Origin of the sequence: Psychrobium sp. nBUS_13, assembly GCF_051201665.1 — a bacterium.
Classification (GTDB): Bacteria; Pseudomonadota; Gammaproteobacteria; order Enterobacterales; family Psychrobiaceae; genus Psychrobium.
This window is the reverse complement of the sequence record NZ_CP179210.1, coordinates 3,269,355-3,287,655: the sequence shown is the minus strand read 5'-3', so window position 1 is coordinate 3,287,655 and position 18,301 is coordinate 3,269,355. Positions and strand designations below refer to the sequence as shown.

Annotated in this window: 22 protein-coding genes and 1 pseudogene; 13 read left to right on the top strand and 10 right to left on the bottom strand. The window is 40.5% G+C overall.

Annotated features, from left to right (window positions below):
• Positions 1 to 10 precede the first annotated feature (10 nt).
• Genes ACMAZF_RS15260 through ACMAZF_RS15245 form a run of 4 tightly spaced genes read right to left on the bottom strand, consistent with a single transcriptional unit; the run spans position 11 to position 2,610 of the window.
• A complete protein-coding gene (locus ACMAZF_RS15260; protein ID WP_435274620.1) occupies positions 11 to 478 on the bottom strand; it encodes a DUF4426 domain-containing protein in 468 nt (155 codons plus the stop codon).
• A 25-nt stretch (positions 479 to 503) separates the two neighbouring features.
• On the bottom strand, positions 504 to 1,052 hold the full coding sequence (locus ACMAZF_RS15255) for a YggT family protein (RefSeq protein ID WP_435274619.1): 549 nt from the start codon (positions 1,050 to 1,052) through the stop codon (positions 504 to 506).
• Positions 1,053 to 1,078: 26 nt separating this feature from the next.
• Positions 1,079 to 1,894, bottom strand: a complete 816-nt coding sequence (gene proC, locus ACMAZF_RS15250; RefSeq protein ID WP_435274618.1) for a pyrroline-5-carboxylate reductase — start codon at positions 1,892 to 1,894, stop codon at positions 1,079 to 1,081.
• A gap of 26 nt (positions 1,895 to 1,920) precedes the next feature.
• A complete protein-coding gene (locus ACMAZF_RS15245) occupies positions 1,921 to 2,610 on the bottom strand; it encodes a YggS family pyridoxal phosphate-dependent enzyme (protein WP_435274617.1) in 690 nt (229 codons plus the stop codon).
• Positions 2,611 to 2,642: 32 nt separating this feature from the next.
• Between ACMAZF_RS15245 and ACMAZF_RS15240 the strand changes: the two genes are divergently transcribed.
• Together ACMAZF_RS15240 and ACMAZF_RS15235 are read left to right on the top strand one after the other, a co-directional pair.
• Positions 2,643 to 3,677 carry a type IV pilus twitching motility protein PilT gene (locus tag ACMAZF_RS15240; protein ID WP_435274616.1) on the top strand — a complete coding sequence of 345 codons (1,035 nt, stop codon included), beginning with the start codon at positions 2,643 to 2,645 and terminating at the stop codon, positions 3,675 to 3,677.
• A gap of 9 nt (positions 3,678 to 3,686) precedes the next feature.
• Positions 3,687 to 4,799, top strand: a complete 1,113-nt coding sequence (locus tag ACMAZF_RS15235) for a PilT/PilU family type 4a pilus ATPase (protein WP_435274615.1) — start codon at positions 3,687 to 3,689, stop codon at positions 4,797 to 4,799.
• Between the two features lie 39 nt (positions 4,800 to 4,838).
• Here ACMAZF_RS15235 and ruvX read toward each other — a convergent pair whose 3' ends face one another.
• From ruvX to yciH, 3 genes are read right to left on the bottom strand one after another with little or no spacing between them, the layout of a single operon-like run.
• A complete protein-coding gene (gene ruvX / locus ACMAZF_RS15230; RefSeq protein ID WP_435274614.1) occupies positions 4,839 to 5,258 on the bottom strand; it encodes a Holliday junction resolvase RuvX in 420 nt (139 codons plus the stop codon).
• A gap of 9 nt (positions 5,259 to 5,267) precedes the next feature.
• A complete protein-coding gene (locus ACMAZF_RS15225) occupies positions 5,268 to 5,831 on the bottom strand; it encodes a YqgE/AlgH family protein (RefSeq protein WP_435277261.1) in 564 nt (187 codons plus the stop codon).
• A gap of 27 nt (positions 5,832 to 5,858) precedes the next feature.
• On the bottom strand, positions 5,859 to 6,185 hold the full coding sequence (gene yciH, locus ACMAZF_RS15220) for a stress response translation initiation inhibitor YciH (protein WP_435274613.1): 327 nt from the start codon (positions 6,183 to 6,185) through the stop codon (positions 5,859 to 5,861).
• A gap of 167 nt (positions 6,186 to 6,352) precedes the next feature.
• On the opposite strand from yciH, the gene ftsB reads away from it, so the two are divergent.
• The 9 genes from ftsB to rpoS are packed head-to-tail and all read left to right on the top strand — an operon-like array spanning position 6,353 to position 12,655.
• Positions 6,353 to 6,622 (top strand): cell division protein FtsB, encoded by a 270-nt coding sequence (gene ftsB / locus ACMAZF_RS15215; protein WP_435274612.1) that lies wholly within the window; start codon positions 6,353 to 6,355, stop codon positions 6,620 to 6,622.
• Complete coding sequence (ispD, locus tag ACMAZF_RS15210; protein ID WP_435274611.1) at positions 6,615 to 7,352, top strand: 2-C-methyl-D-erythritol 4-phosphate cytidylyltransferase; 738 nt, start codon at positions 6,615 to 6,617, stop codon at positions 7,350 to 7,352. Before ftsB ends, ispD begins: the two co-directional genes overlap by 8 nt.
• On the top strand, positions 7,346 to 7,828 hold the full coding sequence (gene ispF, locus ACMAZF_RS15205) for a 2-C-methyl-D-erythritol 2,4-cyclodiphosphate synthase (RefSeq protein ID WP_435277260.1): 483 nt from the start codon (positions 7,346 to 7,348) through the stop codon (positions 7,826 to 7,828). Before ispD ends, ispF begins: the two co-directional genes overlap by 7 nt.
• The gene (gene truD, locus ACMAZF_RS15200; RefSeq protein WP_435274610.1) at positions 7,828 to 8,874 is read left to right on the top strand and encodes a tRNA pseudouridine(13) synthase TruD; all 1,047 of its coding nucleotides are present in this window, start codon (positions 7,828 to 7,830) and stop codon (positions 8,872 to 8,874) included. The genes ispF and truD overlap by 1 nt, the downstream gene beginning before the upstream one ends.
• Positions 8,875 to 9,624 (top strand): 5'/3'-nucleotidase SurE, encoded by a 750-nt coding sequence (gene surE, locus ACMAZF_RS15195; protein ID WP_435274609.1) that lies wholly within the window; start codon positions 8,875 to 8,877, stop codon positions 9,622 to 9,624. It begins immediately after the preceding gene.
• Positions 9,621 to 10,268: a protein-L-isoaspartate(D-aspartate) O-methyltransferase gene (locus tag ACMAZF_RS15190; protein ID WP_435274608.1), complete on the top strand. Its 648-nt coding sequence runs from the start codon at positions 9,621 to 9,623 to the stop codon at positions 10,266 to 10,268. The genes surE and ACMAZF_RS15190 overlap by 4 nt, the downstream gene beginning before the upstream one ends.
• Positions 10,265 to 10,846 (top strand): YqaA family protein, encoded by a 582-nt coding sequence (locus ACMAZF_RS15185; RefSeq protein ID WP_435274607.1) that lies wholly within the window; start codon positions 10,265 to 10,267, stop codon positions 10,844 to 10,846. Before ACMAZF_RS15190 ends, ACMAZF_RS15185 begins: the two co-directional genes overlap by 4 nt.
• Positions 10,847 to 10,850: 4 nt before the next feature.
• Positions 10,851 to 11,699 carry a peptidoglycan DD-metalloendopeptidase family protein gene (locus tag ACMAZF_RS15180; protein WP_435274606.1) on the top strand — a complete coding sequence of 283 codons (849 nt, stop codon included), beginning with the start codon at positions 10,851 to 10,853 and terminating at the stop codon, positions 11,697 to 11,699.
• A gap of 59 nt (positions 11,700 to 11,758) precedes the next feature.
• The gene (rpoS, locus tag ACMAZF_RS15175) at positions 11,759 to 12,655 is read left to right on the top strand and encodes an RNA polymerase sigma factor RpoS (protein WP_435274605.1); all 897 of its coding nucleotides are present in this window, start codon (positions 11,759 to 11,761) and stop codon (positions 12,653 to 12,655) included.
• A 68-nt stretch (positions 12,656 to 12,723) separates the two neighbouring features.
• Here the strand turns inward: rpoS and ACMAZF_RS15170 are convergent.
• The 3 genes and pseudogenes from ACMAZF_RS15170 to mutS all read right to left on the bottom strand — a co-directional run.
• Positions 12,724 to 13,065: pseudogene (locus tag ACMAZF_RS15170) on the bottom strand (IS4 family transposase); the annotation flags it as partial.
• Positions 13,066 to 13,208: 143 nt separating this feature from the next.
• Positions 13,209 to 13,331, bottom strand: a complete 123-nt coding sequence (locus tag ACMAZF_RS15165) for a hypothetical protein (RefSeq protein ID WP_435274604.1) — start codon at positions 13,329 to 13,331, stop codon at positions 13,209 to 13,211.
• Positions 13,332 to 13,466: 135 nt separating this feature from the next.
• Complete coding sequence (mutS, locus tag ACMAZF_RS15160; protein WP_435274603.1) at positions 13,467 to 16,043, bottom strand: DNA mismatch repair protein MutS; 2,577 nt, start codon at positions 16,041 to 16,043, stop codon at positions 13,467 to 13,469.
• Positions 16,044 to 16,419: 376 nt separating this feature from the next.
• On the opposite strand from mutS, the gene ACMAZF_RS15155 reads away from it, so the two are divergent.
• Both ACMAZF_RS15155 and recA read left to right on the top strand, forming a co-directional pair.
• Entirely contained in the window at positions 16,420 to 16,752 is a 333-nt protein-coding gene (locus ACMAZF_RS15155; protein WP_435274602.1) for a DUF5063 domain-containing protein, read from the top strand.
• 397 nt (positions 16,753 to 17,149) lie between these two features.
• Complete coding sequence (recA, locus tag ACMAZF_RS15150) at positions 17,150 to 18,184, top strand: recombinase RecA (RefSeq protein ID WP_435274601.1); 1,035 nt, start codon at positions 17,150 to 17,152, stop codon at positions 18,182 to 18,184.
• The last annotated feature ends 117 nt before the right edge of the window (positions 18,185 to 18,301 follow it).

The following is an 18,301-nucleotide window of genomic DNA, read 5'->3' as shown; positions in this document are numbered from 1 at the left end:
TACAACCTAATTAGTCTACGTAAAATTGTTGGGTGAACTTCACAAGGCTATTAAGACCTTCGCTATTCACTGTGCGAACTTGAATTGTGAATTGCTCTTTGTGGCGAAAAGGAATTGAGGCAATGTAATAAATTGCATCGCTTTCTTTAATTTCTTTAAATTCTAATTCAACAAGTTTGCCTGTTAAATTGACCGCTTGGCCAGACACTTTACCTGACACCGCAGGGTTTCCATCTTGCAAGGTATCTAGAATCGAAATATTAATAAAACCATTATAACTCGAGCGTTTTATACCGTATGTACTGGCAACTTTTGGCGTCAATAATGTCGTTGGGAGCGCGATGTAATGGATTTGATACCGACCTGACTGCTCGTATTGACCACCGGTCTGAAATGCTTTTTCGTCGCTGGCATTAGCATGTGAAATAGCGATCGTTCCCATGACTAATGCCACTAAAATTCGTTTTAAATTAAACATTATTTATCTCTGTGTAAGGTAACCGTTAAAGGTTAATCCAAATCCCGCCCAATAAATCGCCCATTAACATGTTAGTAAAAATAAGGCCCATAGACACAATCATTAATGATAAATCGATGCCGCCTAAATCAGGCATGCGTCGACGAATAGGGTGGAGAATAGGTTCAGATATCTGAGCCATTACTTGTTCAACAGGATGACGACCTTGGCTAATCCAGCTCATAATCGCACGAATCAATAGAATCCAGAATAAAAGTAATCCTGTTTTTTTGATGGCAAATAAGAATCCGAAGATGAGTAATGGGATTGGATGAATGCCGCTGCTCATTAACATCAAGACAGACATCTTAGCGAAACCAACTATCAGTGCTAAGACAACACCTGCCATATCAATGCCAAACAAACCTGGAATAATTCTGCGTAAAGGACGCACTAATGGATCTGTTGCTTTAACGACAAACTGACTAAATGGGTTGTAGTAATCGGCACGGGCTATTTGCAACCACACACGTAATACAACAATCATAAAATAGGTATTAAAGAGAATATCTATTAAAAAAGTGAAAGAACTCATTAACTGGTTATCCTAGTAATTTAAAATTAAAATTCTTTTGCCATTTCATCGGCACGTTTAACTGCATTTTTCATGGCATTATCAACCATGTTATCAAAACCTTGTTCTTTAAATGTTTCGATAGCGGCGTGAGTTGTACCGCCTTTTGATGTCACTTGTTTGCGCAGTTCAGATAGCTCAAGGTGGTCATTGTGCCTAACCATTTCCGCTGCGCCAAGTGCTGCTTGCTGAATTAGCAGTCTTGCTTCCTCGCCAGTGAGCCCCATGTTGACAGCGCTCTGTTGCATGTATTCCATCATTAAGAAAAAATAAGCTGGTGAGCTGCCGCTACACGCTGTTACTAAGTCAATATGAGATTCTTTTTCAACCCACAGAGTTTGACCGACACTGGCCATTAATTGCGTAATCACTGCTTTATCAATGTCACTTACATCATCACTTGCATATAAGCCGCTCATGCCTAAACCCAACAATGAAGGTGTGTTAGGCATTACCCTAATCAGCGGTACTTTTTGTCCTAAATAGCCAAAGTAACTCTCAATATTAATCCCTGCGGCTAAAGAAACAAAAAGCTTGTTAGAAACATCAATCGTTATCGCTTGGCAAACAGATGCCATTAGCTGTGGTTTCACAGCGAGTACCACAATATCAGCCCAATCTATGGCTTCGTTATTATTTATGGTTGTGTTGACACCACATTGTTGCTCTAAACTATCTAACTTAGTGGTTGTTGGGTTGGCAGCTATGATTAAATCGCTTGGATAATGCTTTGCGACAAGTCCACTGATAATACTACGTGTCATGTTGCCTGCACCAATAAAGGCAATTTTCTGTTGTTGCATTTATTTACTCTCTTGAATTTGGACCGTTATTTAGGGGCGCGAGCGCCAAAGATTGCACTACCGATGCGCACCATTGTCGAGCCATTTCCTATCGCTTGCTCAATATCACTGCTCATGCCCATTGACAGGGTATCTACTGTATCAAATTCTTTTTTCAGTTGCTGTAATAGCTGGTGCATTTTATCAAATTGCTTATTGATAACAGACTCATCGTCTGTTTTTACACCAATCGTCATTATTCCGCGTACGGTTAATCGGTCAAATTGTGCAAGCTCAGTCGTAAGTGCCATTACTTCATCAGGAGGTACGCCAGATTTTGACTCTTCATCGCTAATATTAACCTGTATTAGAATTTGCAATGGTTTTTGAAAAACGCCTCGTTGCTCGTTTAGCCGTTTAGCAATCTTTAAGCGGTCAACTGTATGTACCCAATCAAAGTTTTCAGCGACAACACGGGTTTTGTTTGACTGTAATGGGCCAATAAAGTGCCATGTTAAGCTTGAATCATCAAAATGTAAGACTTTCTCTACGCCTTCTTGCACATAGTTTTCGCCAAAATGGCGCTGACCAGCGGTAATGGCTTGTTCAATATCACTTATGGGTTTGGTTTTACTGACAGCGATTAATTCGACTGAATTTTCTACACGTTGAGATTTTTTCTCAAAAAAACGAATACTGTTAATTGCTGAATTTAATCGTTCTGTTATGTTAGGCATAATATTAACTAATTATAAATCGAAGGTTTTTTATGGATATTACCGAATTATTGGCGTTTAGTGTTAAACATGACGCATCAGATTTACATCTTTCTGCTGGTGTTCCGCCTATGATACGTGTTGACGGTGAAGTACGAAAGCTAAACGTACCACCTTTAGAGCATAAAGAAGTACATAATCTGATTTATGACATCATGGATGACAAACAACGTAAAGATTACGAAGAAAAGTTAGAGTGTGACTTTTCGTTTGAAGTGCCTAACATGGCGCGTTTTCGTGTTAATGCATTTTTTCAAAATCGCGGTGCCGGTGCCGTTTTCCGTACCATTCCAAGTGAAGTTTTAACATTAGAGCAAATCAATGCACCACACATCTTTAAAAAGATTTCAGAAAATCCACGTGGTTTAGTACTAGTGACTGGGCCAACGGGTTCTGGTAAATCAACGACCTTAGCGGCTATGGTTGATTATATAAATGAATCTAAGCGTGAACACATCCTCACCATTGAAGATCCAATTGAATTTGTTCATAAAAATAAACAGTGTTTGATTAACCAACGTGAAGTTTATCGTGATACACATGGTTTTGAAAATGCATTAAAGAGCGCGCTACGTGAAGATCCTGATGTAATTTTAGTGGGCGAAATGCGCGATCTAGAGACTATTCGTTTAGCCCTTACTGCGGCAGAAACCGGTCACTTAGTATTTGGCACACTTCATACAACCTCAGCCTCTAAAACTATTGACCGTATAGTTGATGTATTTCCAGCGGCAGAAAAAGACATGGTGCGAACCATGCTATCTGAGTCTTTACAGGCGGTTATTTCGCAAACGCTCGTTAAGAAAATAGGCGGTGGTCGTGTTGCTGCTCATGAAATTATGGTTGGTACCCCCGCGATACGTAACTTGATTCGTGAAGCTAAAGTGGCGCAAATGTATTCAGCTATTCAAACTGGTATGGCGTTTGGTATGCAAACATTAGATCAATCATTAAGTAATTTAATGAATAGCGGTGATATATCGCGTGAAGATGCCATTTTAAAAGGCTCTGGTAAACAAGCGTTATAGGAAATTAGCATGAAAATTTTACCGTATTTAAAATCCTTGGTTGAACAAGATGGCTCTGATTTGTTTATCACTGTGAATGCTAAACCCAGCATTAAAGCCCATGGTGCAATGTTACCTTTGGGAGAAATTGATCTTTGTGAAGAGCAAGCGTTAGAAATTGTTTTGGGAACAATGAATGCAAAGCAGCGTCAAGAATTCGAAACCACTAAAGAGTGTAATTACGCCATTGCCGTTGATGGAGTAGGACGTTTTCGTTTGAGCGCATTCTGGCAACGTAATATGGCAGGGCTAGTTGCTCGTCGTATTGAAACAGAAATTCCTGAAATGGATGACCTCCAATTACCTGCTGTACTTAAAGATGTGATTATGAGTAAACGTGGCCTAGTCATTATGGTGGGGGCAACGGGGACCGGTAAATCTACATCACTTGCCGCTATGATTGGTCATCGAAATCGCCATAGCAAGGGACACATCTTAACGGTCGAAGATCCTATTGAATTTGTGCATGAGCATCGCCGTAGTATTGTTAATCAACGGGAAGTTGGCGTTGATACTGAGTCGTTTGAAGCGGGATTGAAGTCAGCACTTCGCCAAGCTCCTGATGTGGTATTACTCGGTGAGATTCGTTCTCCAGAAACCATGCAATATGCACTAACCTTTGCCGAAACGGGGCATTTATGTGTGGCTACTTTGCATGCTAATAATGCTAACCAAGCTATCGAACGAATTATGCATTTAGTGCCGAAAGAAAAGCATCAACAATTATTGTTTGATTTATCGTTAAATCTTCGTGCAATTGTTGCTCAGCAACTTGTGCCTGTGAAAAATGGCAAGGGACGACGTGCAGCGATTGAAGTGATGCTTAACTCATCGCGCGTGTCAGATTTGATTGCTAAGGGAGAGCTTCATTCGCTCAAAGAAACCATGGCTAAATCAAATGAACTTGGGATGCAAACGTTTGACCAAGCCTTGTTTAATCTATATCAGCTTAATGAAATAAGATACGCCGACGCGCTGCACCATGCTGATTCACCCAATGACTTACGTCTCATGATCAAACTCAAGGGAGGCAAAGATATCGATGCTGGCTTACTCAGTGAAGTAACGTTAGATATGGATTAATCGTTATAGCGGTGAATAAGCAACGCTTATTCACCGAATTTATTCGTCATGTTGGGCGGCAAACCAACTCTCTAGAATTAATACCGCTGACACACTATCAATTTTTCCCTTATTGAGCTTTTTAAAGCCACCTAATTCAAATAGTCGCTCTTTAGCTTCAACCGTTGTCAAACGTTCGTCATGTCCATGAACAGGTATTTTGAATCGATGATAAAGACGCTTTCCAAACTTTTTGGCGCGTGCTGTAATTAATTGCTCACTGCCATCCATATTGGTTGGATAGCCAACGACAATATCTGTTGGTTTCCATTCTGAAAATACATCATCTAGGGCTTGCCAATTGGGAATACCATCAACCGCTTTAACCGCGCTTAACGGACTAGCAGTCCCAGTAATTTGTTGGCCAATAGCAACACCAATACTTTTTACGCCAAAATCGAAGGCGATAATACAACTCATAAAGTCTCTTTAACTATGACCAGCTTGTGGCGTTAATTGCCAAACGTCAAAACCTAATTGTTGAGTCGCTTGTTGCCAGCGTTGATCGATGGGGGTAGAAAATAAATGCTCAGGATCACAAGGGCTGGTTAACCAAGAATTCTCTAATAATTCTTGTTCTAGCTGACCTGGCTCCCAGCTCGCATATCCCAATGCAATAATAAATTGCTCTGGTGCATCGCCAGTGCCTAATGCTGACATTATATCTTTAGAGGTGGTCATTGTAATGTCATCAGAGCAAGCTTCGCTGCTCTTCCAGCCAGTTTGTGGTGAGTGCAGCACAAACCCACGTTCTTGATTAACAGGCCCGCCGTTAAACACTTGTTGATGAATATTATTTGATGCAAAGTTTGTAATTGGCAATTCCATTTTTTCTAATAATTGCTCAACGTTGAGCTGACTAATAGGTTGATTGATAATAAACCCCATAGCACCGTCTTCGTCATGCTTTACTAAATAAATAACACTACGATTAAAATAAGGATCTTCCAAATTTGGCATCGCAATTAAAAACTGATTTCTCAAACTATCCATTGATGACATGATCCTCAATTACTGGCGTTAACCACCGGCCAGTTTTACGGTGTGACCTTTTTTCTCTAAATAAGCCTTAATGACATCGCGCTTATCTCCTTGAATTTCAATGATGCCATCTTTAACTGCACCACCGCAACCAACAAGTTTCTTTAACTCCTTCGCTAATCCTTTTAGCGATGTCTCGTCCATCAACAATCCGCTGATTGTCATGACACCTTTGCCTTTACGGCCTTTGGTTTCGCGGCGAATACGTACAACGCCATCGCCTTGTGGAATTTCTTTTTCTTGTGGGGCTTCTTTAATACGGCCTTGGTCAGTCGAAAAAACTAATACTGAATCATCTATTCTCATTTTCTTGCCTTTGTAACACGGTGAATCCATTTATTTTAACAGAGGGTATATCCTCATACTATTAAATTAAGGCAATTGGTATAAGTGTAATTGCCTGATAGAATGTCGAACACTTTGTATAAACTTCGTCATTGATATAAAAAATGACGTGAAGACTGAGAAAAGACATGAAATGGTTCGCTGCCGTTCTTATTGTATTGTTAGGCTTACTACAGCACAGGTTGTGGTTTGGTAAAAATAGTTGGCCTGATTACCTGCAATTAAAGCAAGAAATAATCAGTCAAACGAAAGAAAATCAAACGTTAACTGCAAAAAATGCACTGCAATACAAAGAAATTAACGATTTAAAAACGGGTCTTGATGCTATTGAAGAGCGCGCCCGAAATCAATTAGGTCTTATTAAAGACGGCGAAACCTTTTATCGGATTGTTGAGTAAATTAAAGAGCATATCTATTTTGTTATCACACCCTATTTACGCTGTTGTTCCAGCAGCTGGCATTGGTGCCCGCATGGGCAGCGACACTCCTAAGCAATATCTAACGATTAATGATATCGCCATCATTGAATATGCACTGACACCATTGTTAGCCGATGAAAGAATTAAAATGGTCATCGTATCATTAGGGGCTGATGATCAATGGTTCCAACAACTCGCGATTGCGCAACATCCAAAACTGAAAGCGGTTATCGGAGGCGCACAGCGTGCTGATTCAGTATTGGCTGCGTTAGATGCCATTGACGATGATGGCGTTGTGTTAGTTCATGATGCTGCACGTCCGTGTTTAACCAAACAAGATATCGATTTATTAATTGATAATGCATCAATGGAAAGTGGCGCTATTGTCGGTTCATTGGTTCGTGACACCATGAAGCGTGTGACTAGTGAAGGCATTATTGAATCAACAGTATCTAGAGAATTTCTTTATCACGCACTAACGCCGCAAATGTTTCCTATTAATCGCCTAAAGCAGACCATGATAGATGCGCTGGCTCAAGGTGTTAATGTTACCGATGAGGCTTCTGCAATGGAATGGGCTCAAATGCCAATCAAAATGCTCAATGGTCGCAGCGACAATATCAAAGTAACTCGACCTGAAGATTTACAACTAGCAGAAGTATTTCTTCAAGGGCAGGGAAAAATTAATCAATCACAGGAAAAATCATGATAAGAATTGGTCACGGTTATGACGTTCACAAGTTTGGTGGTCAAGGACCGGTCATTATTGGCGGCGTAACGATAGAGCATAGCGAAGGCCTAATCGCCCATTCTGATGGCGATGTTGCACTGCATGCATTATGTGATGCACTGCTGGGTGCGTGTGCTATGGGCGATATTGGCCACCATTTTCCTGATACCGACGACGAATATAAAGGTGTCGATTCACGACATTTATTACGTCACGTATACGGATTGGTTAAAGCCCAAGGTTACCAATTGGGGAATTTGGATATTACTATTGCGGCGCAAGCACCAAAGATGGCGCCTCATATTGAATCGATGAGACAGGCTATTGCCAGTGATCTCGATGCTGAAATTTCCCAAATAAATGTTAAAGCAACAACAACTGAAAAGTTAGGTTTTGTGGGCCGTAAAGAAGGCATCGCAACCGATGCTGTTGTTTTGTTAGTGAAGCAATCTTAATGGCATTACCTCATTGGCAATACATGCATGGTCAGCCAATAGCACAAGGCCAGATAAAAACATCAAATTGTGATTTCAAAGTATTTGAACATCTTGGATATGACATGTCAGGTGAAGGTGAACATCTTGTTCTAGAGATAGAAAAAGATGGCCTTAACTCTGCCTACGCTGCAAAGTTAATTGCACGTTGGGCTGGCGTGACCCAGCGTGAAATTGGCTATGCTGGTAAAAAAGATCGCTATGGCATTACCAGACAACAAATCAGTGTTCATTTACCAGGTAAAGAATCGCCTGATGTCGCTGACTTAGAGTCGCCTCAATTAAAAGTACTCCATGCAACTCGTCATAATAAAAAGATTAAAACCGGAGCACTCAAGGGCAATCGTTTCGAATTAATTATTCGTGGTTTAACAATATCCCCAGCAGTTGAAAAACGACTTCAGGCAATTCAAAAACACGGTGTTCCTAATTACTTTGGTGCTCAGCGATTTGGGTTTGATGGCGATAATATTGAACGAGCAAATGACCTATTTGCTGGTCAAAAAGTTAAAAATAGAGATTTGAGAGGCATGTTGTTATCAGCTGCTCGCTCTTTCATATTTAATGATGTAGTGAGTCAACGAATTGAACAAAACAAGCATCAAACACCGTTATCAGGTGAAGTCTTTATGCTTGCAGGCACTAAAGCATCCTTTAAACCAGATTCAGATGACAATAATATTGCAGAGCGATTTGAACAAGGTGATATCACCTTAAGTGCGCCATTATGGGGTAGCGGGTCAATAAAAAGTAGTAATGATGCATTATTGTTGGAACAAGCGGTTGTTAGGCAACATGAAACGTTAGCGACAGGGTTAGAAAACTTTGGTTTAAAACAAGAGCGGCGTGCCCTTATTGTGATCCCACAAAATATGACTTGGCAGAGTGATAATAATGATTTAAAACTAAATTTTACATTGCCATCAGGAGGTTATGCCACTAGTGTATTGCGAGAATTAGCACAAATTACTGACCTATCTTTGGTTAATAAAACAGGAGCACAATAGTTGAATATTTTAATAAGTAATGATGATGGTGTTTATGCGCCGGGAATACATGCACTGTACAACGCGTTAAGTGACAGTATGGATAGCATTATTGTCGTTGCACCTGATCGTAATTGTAGTGCTGCAAGTAGCTCGTTAACCTTAACTAATCCGCTTCGTACAACAACCATGGAAAACGGTTTTATTGCCGTCAATGGCACACCAACTGATTGTGTTCACCTAGCCATTAATATGCTGTGTGAAGAAGATCCGCAGTTAGTTGTAACTGGCATAAACGCTGGTGGGAACCTAGGTGATGATGTCATCTATTCTGGTACTGTTGCTGCCGCCATGGAAGGTCGTTACATGGGGCTTCCATCAGTGGCGGTATCGTTAGCTAGCAAAGAATTAATCCATTACGAAACTGCTGGTGTCTATGCCGCAAAGATAGTTCATCAATTACGTGACTGTCCATTACCAGCGAATCAAATTCTTAATGTGAATGTGCCTGACTTACCACTTGAGCAAATCAAAGGAATTAAAGTAACGCGGCTTGGCGCACGCCATCGAGCGACCTCAATGATTAAAACTCAAGATCCTGGTGGAAGAGATATCTATTGGGTTGGGCCATTAGCTAAGGCTGATGATGCTGGTGAGGGAACAGATTTCCACGCAATAGCGAACGGTTATGTTTCAATAACACCATTGACCGTAGACTTAACAGCACATCACAGATTGGAAAAGCTAAACCAATGGGCCCAGCAGATATGAGCAATATCTTAGCGACAACGACGCTACATGGTCAGAGATTGGCACAGCGTCTAAAACAAGAGGGCATTACAGATCCTAATGTTTTAGCGGCTATTGCTGCCACACCACGTCAGTTATTCATCGATCAAGCATTGGAATACAAAGCGTATGAAAATACTGCTTTACCTATTGGCCATGGGCAAACCATTTCTCAACCCTATATAGTTGCAAAGATGACTCAGTTGTTATTGGCAAAAGGGCCTGTAGATAAAGTGTTAGAAATTGGTACTGGTTCGGGCTATCAGTGTGCAATTTTAGCGCAGCTTGTCGGCCACGTATTTTCTGTTGAGCGGATTAAAGCGCTACAACGAGTTGCTACTAGAAGGTTACGTTCCGTTGATTTACATAATGTCTCTATGAAACATGGTGATGGCTGGCAAGGATGGGCCTCTAAAGGGCCTTATGACGCAATTATGGTGACAGCTGCGCCATCAGAAGTGCCAGTTGACTTATTGCAACAATTGGTTGATGGTGGACAGCTTATAATTCCCGTTGGTGATGTAACACAAACATTGTTAATCATCAATCGAGAAGGTGAACGCTTTACCCAACAGAAAGTCGAAGCCGTTAAATTTGTACCTTTATTAGCTGGAGACCTTAGTTGAAAATTTTTAGTGCGATGTATGAGTGGACCATGAAAGCCGCTAGGCACAAATACTCAAGTTACTATTTAAGCTTTATGAGCTTTGCAGAATCTGTTTTTTTTCCAATTCCCGTGGATGTCATGCTTGCCCCTATGGCGTTAGCACGGCCTAAGTCTGCTTGGTATTACGCATTTTTAGCCACCGTATTTTCAGTAATCGGCGGTGTGGTTGGCTATTACCTTGGATATGCCTTATTTGATAGTGTTGTATTACCAATTGTTGAGTCCGTTGGTTATCAAGATAAATTAAAGACCGCAGAGTCATGGTTCAGTGAATATGGTATTTGGGTGATCTTTATCGCCAGCTTTACTCCTGTTCCTTATAAAGTCTTTACAATAACAGCGGGTGTAATGTCGATGGCATTTTTACCCTTTGTCCTGGTATCGTTTATTGGACGAGGGCTAAGATTTTTCTTAGTCGCAGGATTAATGCGCTGGGGTGGAGAGGCAATGGAAGAAAAACTCAAAATTTATGTTGATCGCATTGGCTGGAGTGTCGTTGCCATCATCATTATCGCTGTCATTGTCCTGAAGATGTAAAATAATGAAGCTAGGTTGGTGTGGAATAAGGATATTTTTAGCAACTGTCATCATTTTGACTGTGGCAAGTTGTACCACGCCGACAGGTCCAGCTCCTGTTTCTTCTATTTCAACATCTAAGAATGCTGCAAAATATCCAATCAAGTTAAGCGGAAAAAAATATAAAGTTAAAAAAGGAGACACCCTTTACTCAATTGCGTTCGCTGCGGGAATGTCTGCAAAAGAACTCTCAAGAATTAACAACATAAAACCTCCCTATATTATCTACCCCGGAAAGACATTAAGTCTGGTTAATAAAAAACCACCTATTAAGATAGTCAAAAAAACCGGAGTGTCAAAAAAATGGCAAAAAAAGCTTGATCGTCAAAATAAAGACACGTATTCTAAAAATGTAATTAAGCCAAAGCGCTCTACAAACAAGCAGACGAAAAACGTAAAAGTTTTTCCATCTGTTAAAAAGAAAAGTAACTACGCTAAAAAGATCTCAAAATGGATTTGGCCAGCGAAAGGGCGTGTAGTATCGGCGTACTCTGCGACTAAGCAGGGAAACAAAGGGATAGATATAGCAGGATTAAAGGGAAGCAATGTAGTCGCTTCTGCTGCGGGCAAGGTTGTTTATGCTGGCGATGCCTTAAGAGGTTATGGAAACTTGATTATTATCAAGCATAACGATAATTACTTAAGTGCGTATGCGCACAATGATTCAATTTTTGTCAAGGAAAAACAACGAATTAAGCAAGGTCAAATTATTGCTAAAATGGGGAACACCGAGTCAGAACGTGTTCAACTTCATTTTGAAATTCGGTTCCGCGGTAAATCAGTTAATCCGAAAAATTATCTTCCCAAACGATAACTCATTTAATTATGCGCTTTTTCAATGCGGTGTCATTGTTAGCTATCAGGGAGAATATTATGGGACGTAAAACAGTAACTACAACTGCACAAACAGTTGAAACTGAAAAATCAAACCATTTGGATGCCACTCAAATCTATTTGAGTGAAATTGGTTTCTCACCACTCTTAACAGCCGAAGAAGAAGTATATTACTCGCGCTTATCACTACGAGGTGATGCGGCTGCGAGACGACGCATGATTGAGAGCAACTTAAGACTTGTCGTAAAAATTTCACGTCGATATTTAAATCGCGGACTTGCACTACTTGACCTAGTTGAAGAAGGTAATTTAGGTCTAATTCGTGCGGTTGAAAAATTTGACCCAGAACGTGGATTTAGATTCTCAACCTATGCTACTTGGTGGATCCGTCAAACAATTGAACGTGCGATCATGAATCAAACGCGTACAATTCGCTTACCAATTCACGTCGTTAAAGAGCTTAACATTTACCTGCGTACTGCACGTGAATTAGCACAAGAGCTTGATCATGAGCCAACGGCAGAAAATATTGCACACAAGCTAGATAAGCCAGTGGGCTATGTGAGCAAAATGCTTAAGCTCAATGAAAAAGTGTCGTCGGTTGACTCACCTATCAGTGGCGCTAACGAAAAAGGTTTATTAGATATCGTATCGGCAGGTGATCATTATTCACCAGAGCCCACAACGATGAAAGATGATATCAACGACAGCCTAGTACGTTGGTTAAATGAACTTAATACCAAGCAGCGTGAAGTGTTAGCCCGTCGTTTTGGATTATTAGGACATGAACCATCAACGCTTGAAGTGGTTGGTCGTGAAATTGGTTTAACACGTGAACGTGTTCGTCAAATTCAAGTTGAAGCGTTAAAACGCATGCAAGATATTATGAAGAGCCAAGGGTTATCAATTGAAACCTTGTTTCCAGCGGGAACATAAAACAGATAACAAACTCAGTACAGCTCTCAAAACATAAAAGCCAGTGAACTTCACTTAATGCCATTCGGTTAAGCTTTCTTAGGCTTGTATCTCAACGGATACCGAGATGGAATGTAAAGCACTGAACGTGAAAACGTTCGGTGCTTTCGCTTGTCCGGTAGGACAAAATGTTTCACATCTTTCCTCATCAGTTGTAGTTTCTTTGGTATCGTCCCATTCGATGATAACGCCAGCGCTCTTATTTGAGTATCAATGATGAAAATTGCGGCGGTGAAACTAATCCTTGTCGGAGATACATCGGCTTCTTTAGCGATGGCCGACATTTCCAGTCGAATAAGGTTATAGCCTAACAACACGCCCCATAGCTCTTGTCTAACCCCTTGTGGAAAACGACTTCTCAAGGTTATTTTATACCAATTGCATTAAGTAAGTGATCTTGTTGTGCGTAGAGAAAATCAGCTAAAACAAGGCGCTCGATTGACTAATAGCTGACTATTAGGATTGAGAGCAACGCCATTTTAGTTAATTTTAACAAGTACAAGTGGGCAAATATTTAATGCAATTGGTATAACAACGCTTCTTCAATCCATTGAGTATCAATAGGACTTAGCACATTACCGTATGAATCAGTGCTTTCAAACGACTCAAAAACTGACGCTAACTCTTGAGTGAACATATAAAAAATCCCCAAATCTTAACAAAGACTGGGGATTATGATTTATCTACAAGATCGTTCAAGTTCTCTTAAACGATCGGCATTGAGTGAACTTCACTGGCTTTTTTATTGCGTCATCATAAATAGCTTAAAGCATTATTTAACTTGAGCCTTTAATGAATAGAGCAAGTTAAGTGCTTCTTTTGGTGACAAATCGTCAGGGTTTAATGCTTTAAGCTCTGAAATTAACTGCTCATTTTCATTATCTTCAACAATCGTCGGCATTGCCATTGAAACGTCAGATGTCTGCTGACCAGTTAACTCCAACTCTGTTAATTTCGCCTTGGCAATTTGTGTCACAACCTTTGGAATACCTGCAAGTTGTGCGACTTGTATCCCGTAACTCTTATTGGCCGCGCCATCAGCAACGTGATGTAAGAATGCGATAGACTCATCGTGTTCAATCGCATCTAAATGCACGTTCTTAACTTGATTTAAGTGCTCTGACAGTTGTGTCAGCTCAAAATAATGGGTAGCGAACAAAGTCAGTGATTTTGATTTAGTCGCTAAATAGTGCGCCGATGCCCACGCAAGTGACAAACCATCAAAGGTACTGGTACCACGTCCAATTTCATCCATCAACACCAAACTATGCTCTGTGGCGTTGTGTAAGATGTTTGCCGTTTCTGTCATCTCAACCATAAAGGTTGAACGGCCGCTAGCAAGATCGTCTGATGCGCCAATGCGGGTAAATATTCTATCAATACTACCAATAGACACATTGGTCGCAGGCACAAAAGAGCCAATGTGAGCCATTAAACAAATAAGCGAAGTTTGGCGCATATACGTCGACTTACCACCCATATTAGGCCCCGTGATAACTAACATTTGGCGCTCACTAGACAAGTCGACTGGGTTAGCAATAAATGGCGTATCCATGACTTGTTCGACAACCGGATGACGAGATTCTTGCAATGAAATACCAATGCCAGCATGAAAACGCGGACGGTGGTAGCATAAATCCAAGGCGCGCTGAGCAAAGTTATTAAGCACATCAAGTTGTGAAAGGGCACTTGAGGTATTTTGCAATAACGCTAACTGAGGCATTAGTTGATCAAATAACTGCTCATAGAGCACTTTTTCTAACGCCAGCGCTTTGCCTTGGCTATTGAGTACTTTATCTTCGTGAGCTTTAAGCTCAGGAATAATAAAGCGCTCATTATTCTTTAGGGTTTGGCGTCTAACATAATGCACTGGTGCTTGTTCAGCCTGTGATTTACTAATTTCTATATAGTAGCCATGAACTCGGTTATAGCCGACTTTCAGTGATGATAATCCGGTCGCTTCGCGCTCACGCTCTTCCAATTGATCAACATAATCAGTAGCGCCTTTACTTAAGGTGCGCCATTCATCAAGTTCAGCATTATATCCTGGAGCAATCACGCCGCCATCACGAATTAATGATGGTGGGTTTTCAACGACTGCTGCCGTTAATAACTGATGCAGCTCAGGGTACACTTTAATTTCTTTGGCGAGCTGCATTAATCGGTCACATTGTTTGTTCTCTAATAGCAGCTTTTGAATGCTTGGTAAAAAGCTTAATGCTTGACGCAATTTTGAAAAATCACGTGGCCTTGCCGATCTTAATGCAATACGTCCTAACACACGCTCTATATCGCCAACGTGTTTTAAAATATCGTGAATAGGATCTATATTTTGCTGCTTGATCAATGAATCAATGGCGTTGTGACGCTGAGTGATTAAATGTTGATCTCTTGATGGCTGGTGGATCCAACGCTGTAAGAGCCTTGAGCCCATCGCAGTAGCCGTTTTATCTAAAATCGACATTAAGGTGTTATCAAAACCGCCGCTAATGTTTTGCGTTAACTCAAGATTACGACGAGTCGCCGCATCTAAAATAATGCAATTATTTTGATTGGTTAACTTAATTTGTCTTATCTGAGGCAGTGCTACACGCTGCGTATCATTCACATATTGCATTAAACAGCCAGCAGCAATTAATGCAACTTTCGCCTTGTTAACACCAAAGCCTTCGAGACTGTCGGTCTTAAACTGACGGTTAAGTAAATCATTGGCGGTGCTTAAATCAAAGTCCCACGCTGGACACGCGCGTAAGCCACTGCGCTGACCTAATAGCTCAAGGTTATCCCATTGCTCTAAATATAAAATCTCAGCAGGATTAGTACGGTGAAGTTCAGACTCAAATTGCTCAGTAGTCGTTAACTCACTAATGTTAAATTCACCGCTTGCGATGTCTAACGTCGCAAAACCAAAGACATTTTTTTGCTCGAAAATACAGGCAACAATGTTATCTTTTCTATCACCTAACAATGCTTCATCAGTGATAGTACCCGGCGTAACGATACGTACAACCTGACGTTCTACAGGCCCTTTACTGGTTGCTGGATCGCCAGTTTGCTCACAAATAGCAACGCTTTCGCCAAGGTTCACCAGTTTCAATAAATAGTTATCCGCCGAGTGATAAGGAATACCCGCCATCGGAATTGCATTACCGCCAGTTTTTCCACGCGCTGTTAGGGTAATTCCCAATAGCTCTGAGGCTTTTTTAGCATCATCAAAAAACAGTTCGTAAAAGTCTCCCATGCGATAAAACACCAACGTATTCGGGTGTTCATTTTTAATGGTGAGATATTGCTGCATCATCGGTGTATGCGATGACATAGTTTCAGGCGTTAACGTTGGCGTGCTCATAAAAAACGATCAAATCTATAAAATTAAAATACCGGCTAAGGATACGCGAATGCGTTTAAAACCAAAAGTAGCTTAAGGCAATAATACGGGTTGTTAGGTTTGAAGTTGGGTTGGTGCTCATTAAAAGTGGAATAACATTGAGCGGTAATGTTTGATTTTTGGTTGATTGTAATGTTGAACAATTTAATTTAGATTGCGCAGGACTTAAGGCGAACAAATTTACATCTTCTTCCGTAGAATAAGCTGTCATCAATTATGCATATACGTGAAAAACTAAACGAATTCATTTCCTTCGTACTGAGCGATACAAGATCTGAGAATGACTTATCGTTATTAATTCAAAAAGCTGGATGATTTGCCTATTTTGGTAGACTCAATGTCCTATGAATTTGATGAAAACGATTATCCTAGTGCGCCGCCCAGTAAGTATCAAGAAATCAGAAACAAGGTCGAATCAAAGTTCCCAGAGCTAGGGATGTACCATTCGGCCAGCTACGATAAGAATCTGTTAATTAGCAATGAAACTGTTGCCGTTGGTGATGCTGTAGACGATATCGCCGATATCGTTGGTGACTTAATCGAAATAGAGTGGTATTTCGGAAATACTTCAGATGCAGATGCCCTATGGCACTTAGAAACAAGCTATCGAAGCCACTGGGGAAATGATCTTCGAGAAGTACAGCTTTATCTTTACCGTCAGCACTACTAAAACAATTAACAAGACGGTTACTTTGACAGTATTTCTATTGCTAGTTTTGTGGCGGTTGCTACGCTAACACAAAAAACAACTAGAATGCTGCAAATTACAGCCGAGTTAATCCTTAAGAGTTAATCCCAATAATTTGCAATAAATAACTATTGAATTCATCGCCGTAAAATCAATTATCGCGACTAACCTGTTAAACCACTGTGTATCTTATACAGTGGTTTTTATTATTACTGTATATCATAAAATTCATTTTGTTATTTATATAACATAAAATCAGTGGCTTAAGTTGTTATCCTATTCTTATAAAAAATTAAGCAAAAAAAAACTTGATACTGTATGACTGTACAGTATACTAATTTACATTAACTGAGTAACAGATTTTCTTACGGAGCAATTGATGGACGCTAACAAAACAAAAGCACTTGAAGCCGCCTTAGGTCAAATTGAAAAGCAATTTGGTAAAGGTTCTATTATGCGTTTAGGTGAAGCTAAAGCATTGGATATCGAATCGGTTTCAACAGGTTCTCTTGGATTGGATGTTGCGTTAGGCATAGGCGGTTTGCCGATGGGACGTATCGTTGAAATTTACGGTCCTGAATCATCAGGTAAAACAACGTTAACGCTACAAGTTATTGCTGAAGCGCAAAAGAAAGGCAAAGTATGTGCCTTCGTTGATGCTGAGCATGCACTTGACCCAATTTACGCGACTAAGCTTGGTGTTGATATCAATTCATTGTTAGTTTCTCAGCCAGATACTGGTGAGCAAGCCCTTGAAATTGTAGATATGTTAACGCGCTCTGGTGCTGTTGATGTAATCATTGTCGATTCGGTAGCTGCGTTAACGCCTAAAGCTGAAATTGAAGGTGATATGGGTGATTCTCACATGGGCTTGCAAGCTCGTTTGATGTCACAAGCACTACGTAAGTTAACTGCAAACATTAAGCGTTCTAACACGTTATGTATCTTCATTAACCAAATTCGTATGAAGATTGGTGTCATGTTCGGTAACCCAGAAACCACAACAGGTGGTAATGCACTTAAGTTCTATGCATCTGTTCGCTTGGATATCCGCCGCATTGGCGCGGTTAAAAATGGCGACGAGATTGTGGGTAATGAAACTCGCGTTAAAGTGGTTAAGAACAAAGTTTCGCCTCCGTTTAAGCAAGCTGAGTTCCAAATCCTATACGGTGAAGGTACATCTAAATACGGCGAGCTAATCGACTGGGGTGTTAAAGAAAAGCTAGTTGAGAAAGCGGGTGCTTGGTATAGCTATAAAGGCAGCAAGATTGGTCAAGGTAAAGCGAACAGCATTAATTTCTTGAAAGAGAATCCAGAAGTTACTGGAGAAATTGAAGGCCTACTTCGTGATGCACTATTGATCAAACCAACTGACCAACCTGATGAAGAGCCATTAGAAGCGCCAGAAGAATAAGTTCGATGTTGGCTACCTAAGCCATTATTGATAGAAAAATAGCAGCCATGTGGCTGCTATTTTTTTGCCAAAGATTTACTATTTTATTAACCTGCTCTCAAATTATACCAATTGCAT

What these genes read in the sequence shown, in the direction of transcription:
- ACMAZF_RS15180 (WP_435274606.1), top strand. Translation starts at nt 10,851, where the DNA reads ATGAAGCTAGGTTGGTGTGGAATAAGGATATTTTTAGCAACTGTCATC.
- rpoS (WP_435274605.1), top strand. Translation starts at nt 11,759, where the DNA reads ATGGGACGTAAAACAGTAACTACAACTGCACAAACAGTTGAAACTGAA.
- ruvX (WP_435274614.1), bottom strand. Translation starts at nt 5,258, where the DNA reads ATGAGTTGTATTATCGCCTTCGATTTTGGCGTAAAAAGTATTGGTGTT.
- ACMAZF_RS15255 (WP_435274619.1), bottom strand. Translation starts at nt 1,052, where the DNA reads ATGAGTTCTTTCACTTTTTTAATAGATATTCTCTTTAATACCTATTTT.
- proC (WP_435274618.1), bottom strand. Translation starts at nt 1,894, where the DNA reads ATGCAACAACAGAAAATTGCCTTTATTGGTGCAGGCAACATGACACGT.
- ACMAZF_RS15235 (WP_435274615.1), top strand. Translation starts at nt 3,687, where the DNA reads ATGAAAATTTTACCGTATTTAAAATCCTTGGTTGAACAAGATGGCTCT.
- ACMAZF_RS15260 (WP_435274620.1), bottom strand. Translation starts at nt 478, where the DNA reads ATGTTTAATTTAAAACGAATTTTAGTGGCATTAGTCATGGGAACGATC.
- ACMAZF_RS15225 (WP_435277261.1), bottom strand. Translation starts at nt 5,831, where the DNA reads ATGGATAGTTTGAGAAATCAGTTTTTAATTGCGATGCCAAATTTGGAA.
- recA (WP_435274601.1), top strand. Translation starts at nt 17,150, where the DNA reads ATGGACGCTAACAAAACAAAAGCACTTGAAGCCGCCTTAGGTCAAATT.
- ACMAZF_RS15190 (WP_435274608.1), top strand. Translation starts at nt 9,621, where the DNA reads ATGAGCAATATCTTAGCGACAACGACGCTACATGGTCAGAGATTGGCA.
- ACMAZF_RS15165 (WP_435274604.1), bottom strand. Translation starts at nt 13,331, where the DNA reads ATGTTCACTCAAGAGTTAGCGTCAGTTTTTGAGTCGTTTGAAAGCACT.
- ACMAZF_RS15245 (WP_435274617.1), bottom strand. Translation starts at nt 2,610, where the DNA reads ATGCCTAACATAACAGAACGATTAAATTCAGCAATTAACAGTATTCGT.
- mutS (WP_435274603.1), bottom strand. Translation starts at nt 16,043, where the DNA reads ATGAGCACGCCAACGTTAACGCCTGAAACTATGTCATCGCATACACCG.
- truD (WP_435274610.1), top strand. Translation starts at nt 7,828, where the DNA reads ATGGCATTACCTCATTGGCAATACATGCATGGTCAGCCAATAGCACAA.
- yciH (WP_435274613.1), bottom strand. Translation starts at nt 6,185, where the DNA reads ATGAGAATAGATGATTCAGTATTAGTTTTTTCGACTGACCAAGGCCGT.
- ftsB (WP_435274612.1), top strand. Translation starts at nt 6,353, where the DNA reads ATGAAATGGTTCGCTGCCGTTCTTATTGTATTGTTAGGCTTACTACAG.
- ACMAZF_RS15240 (WP_435274616.1), top strand. Translation starts at nt 2,643, where the DNA reads ATGGATATTACCGAATTATTGGCGTTTAGTGTTAAACATGACGCATCA.
- ACMAZF_RS15155 (WP_435274602.1), top strand. Translation starts at nt 16,420, where the DNA reads ATGTCCTATGAATTTGATGAAAACGATTATCCTAGTGCGCCGCCCAGT.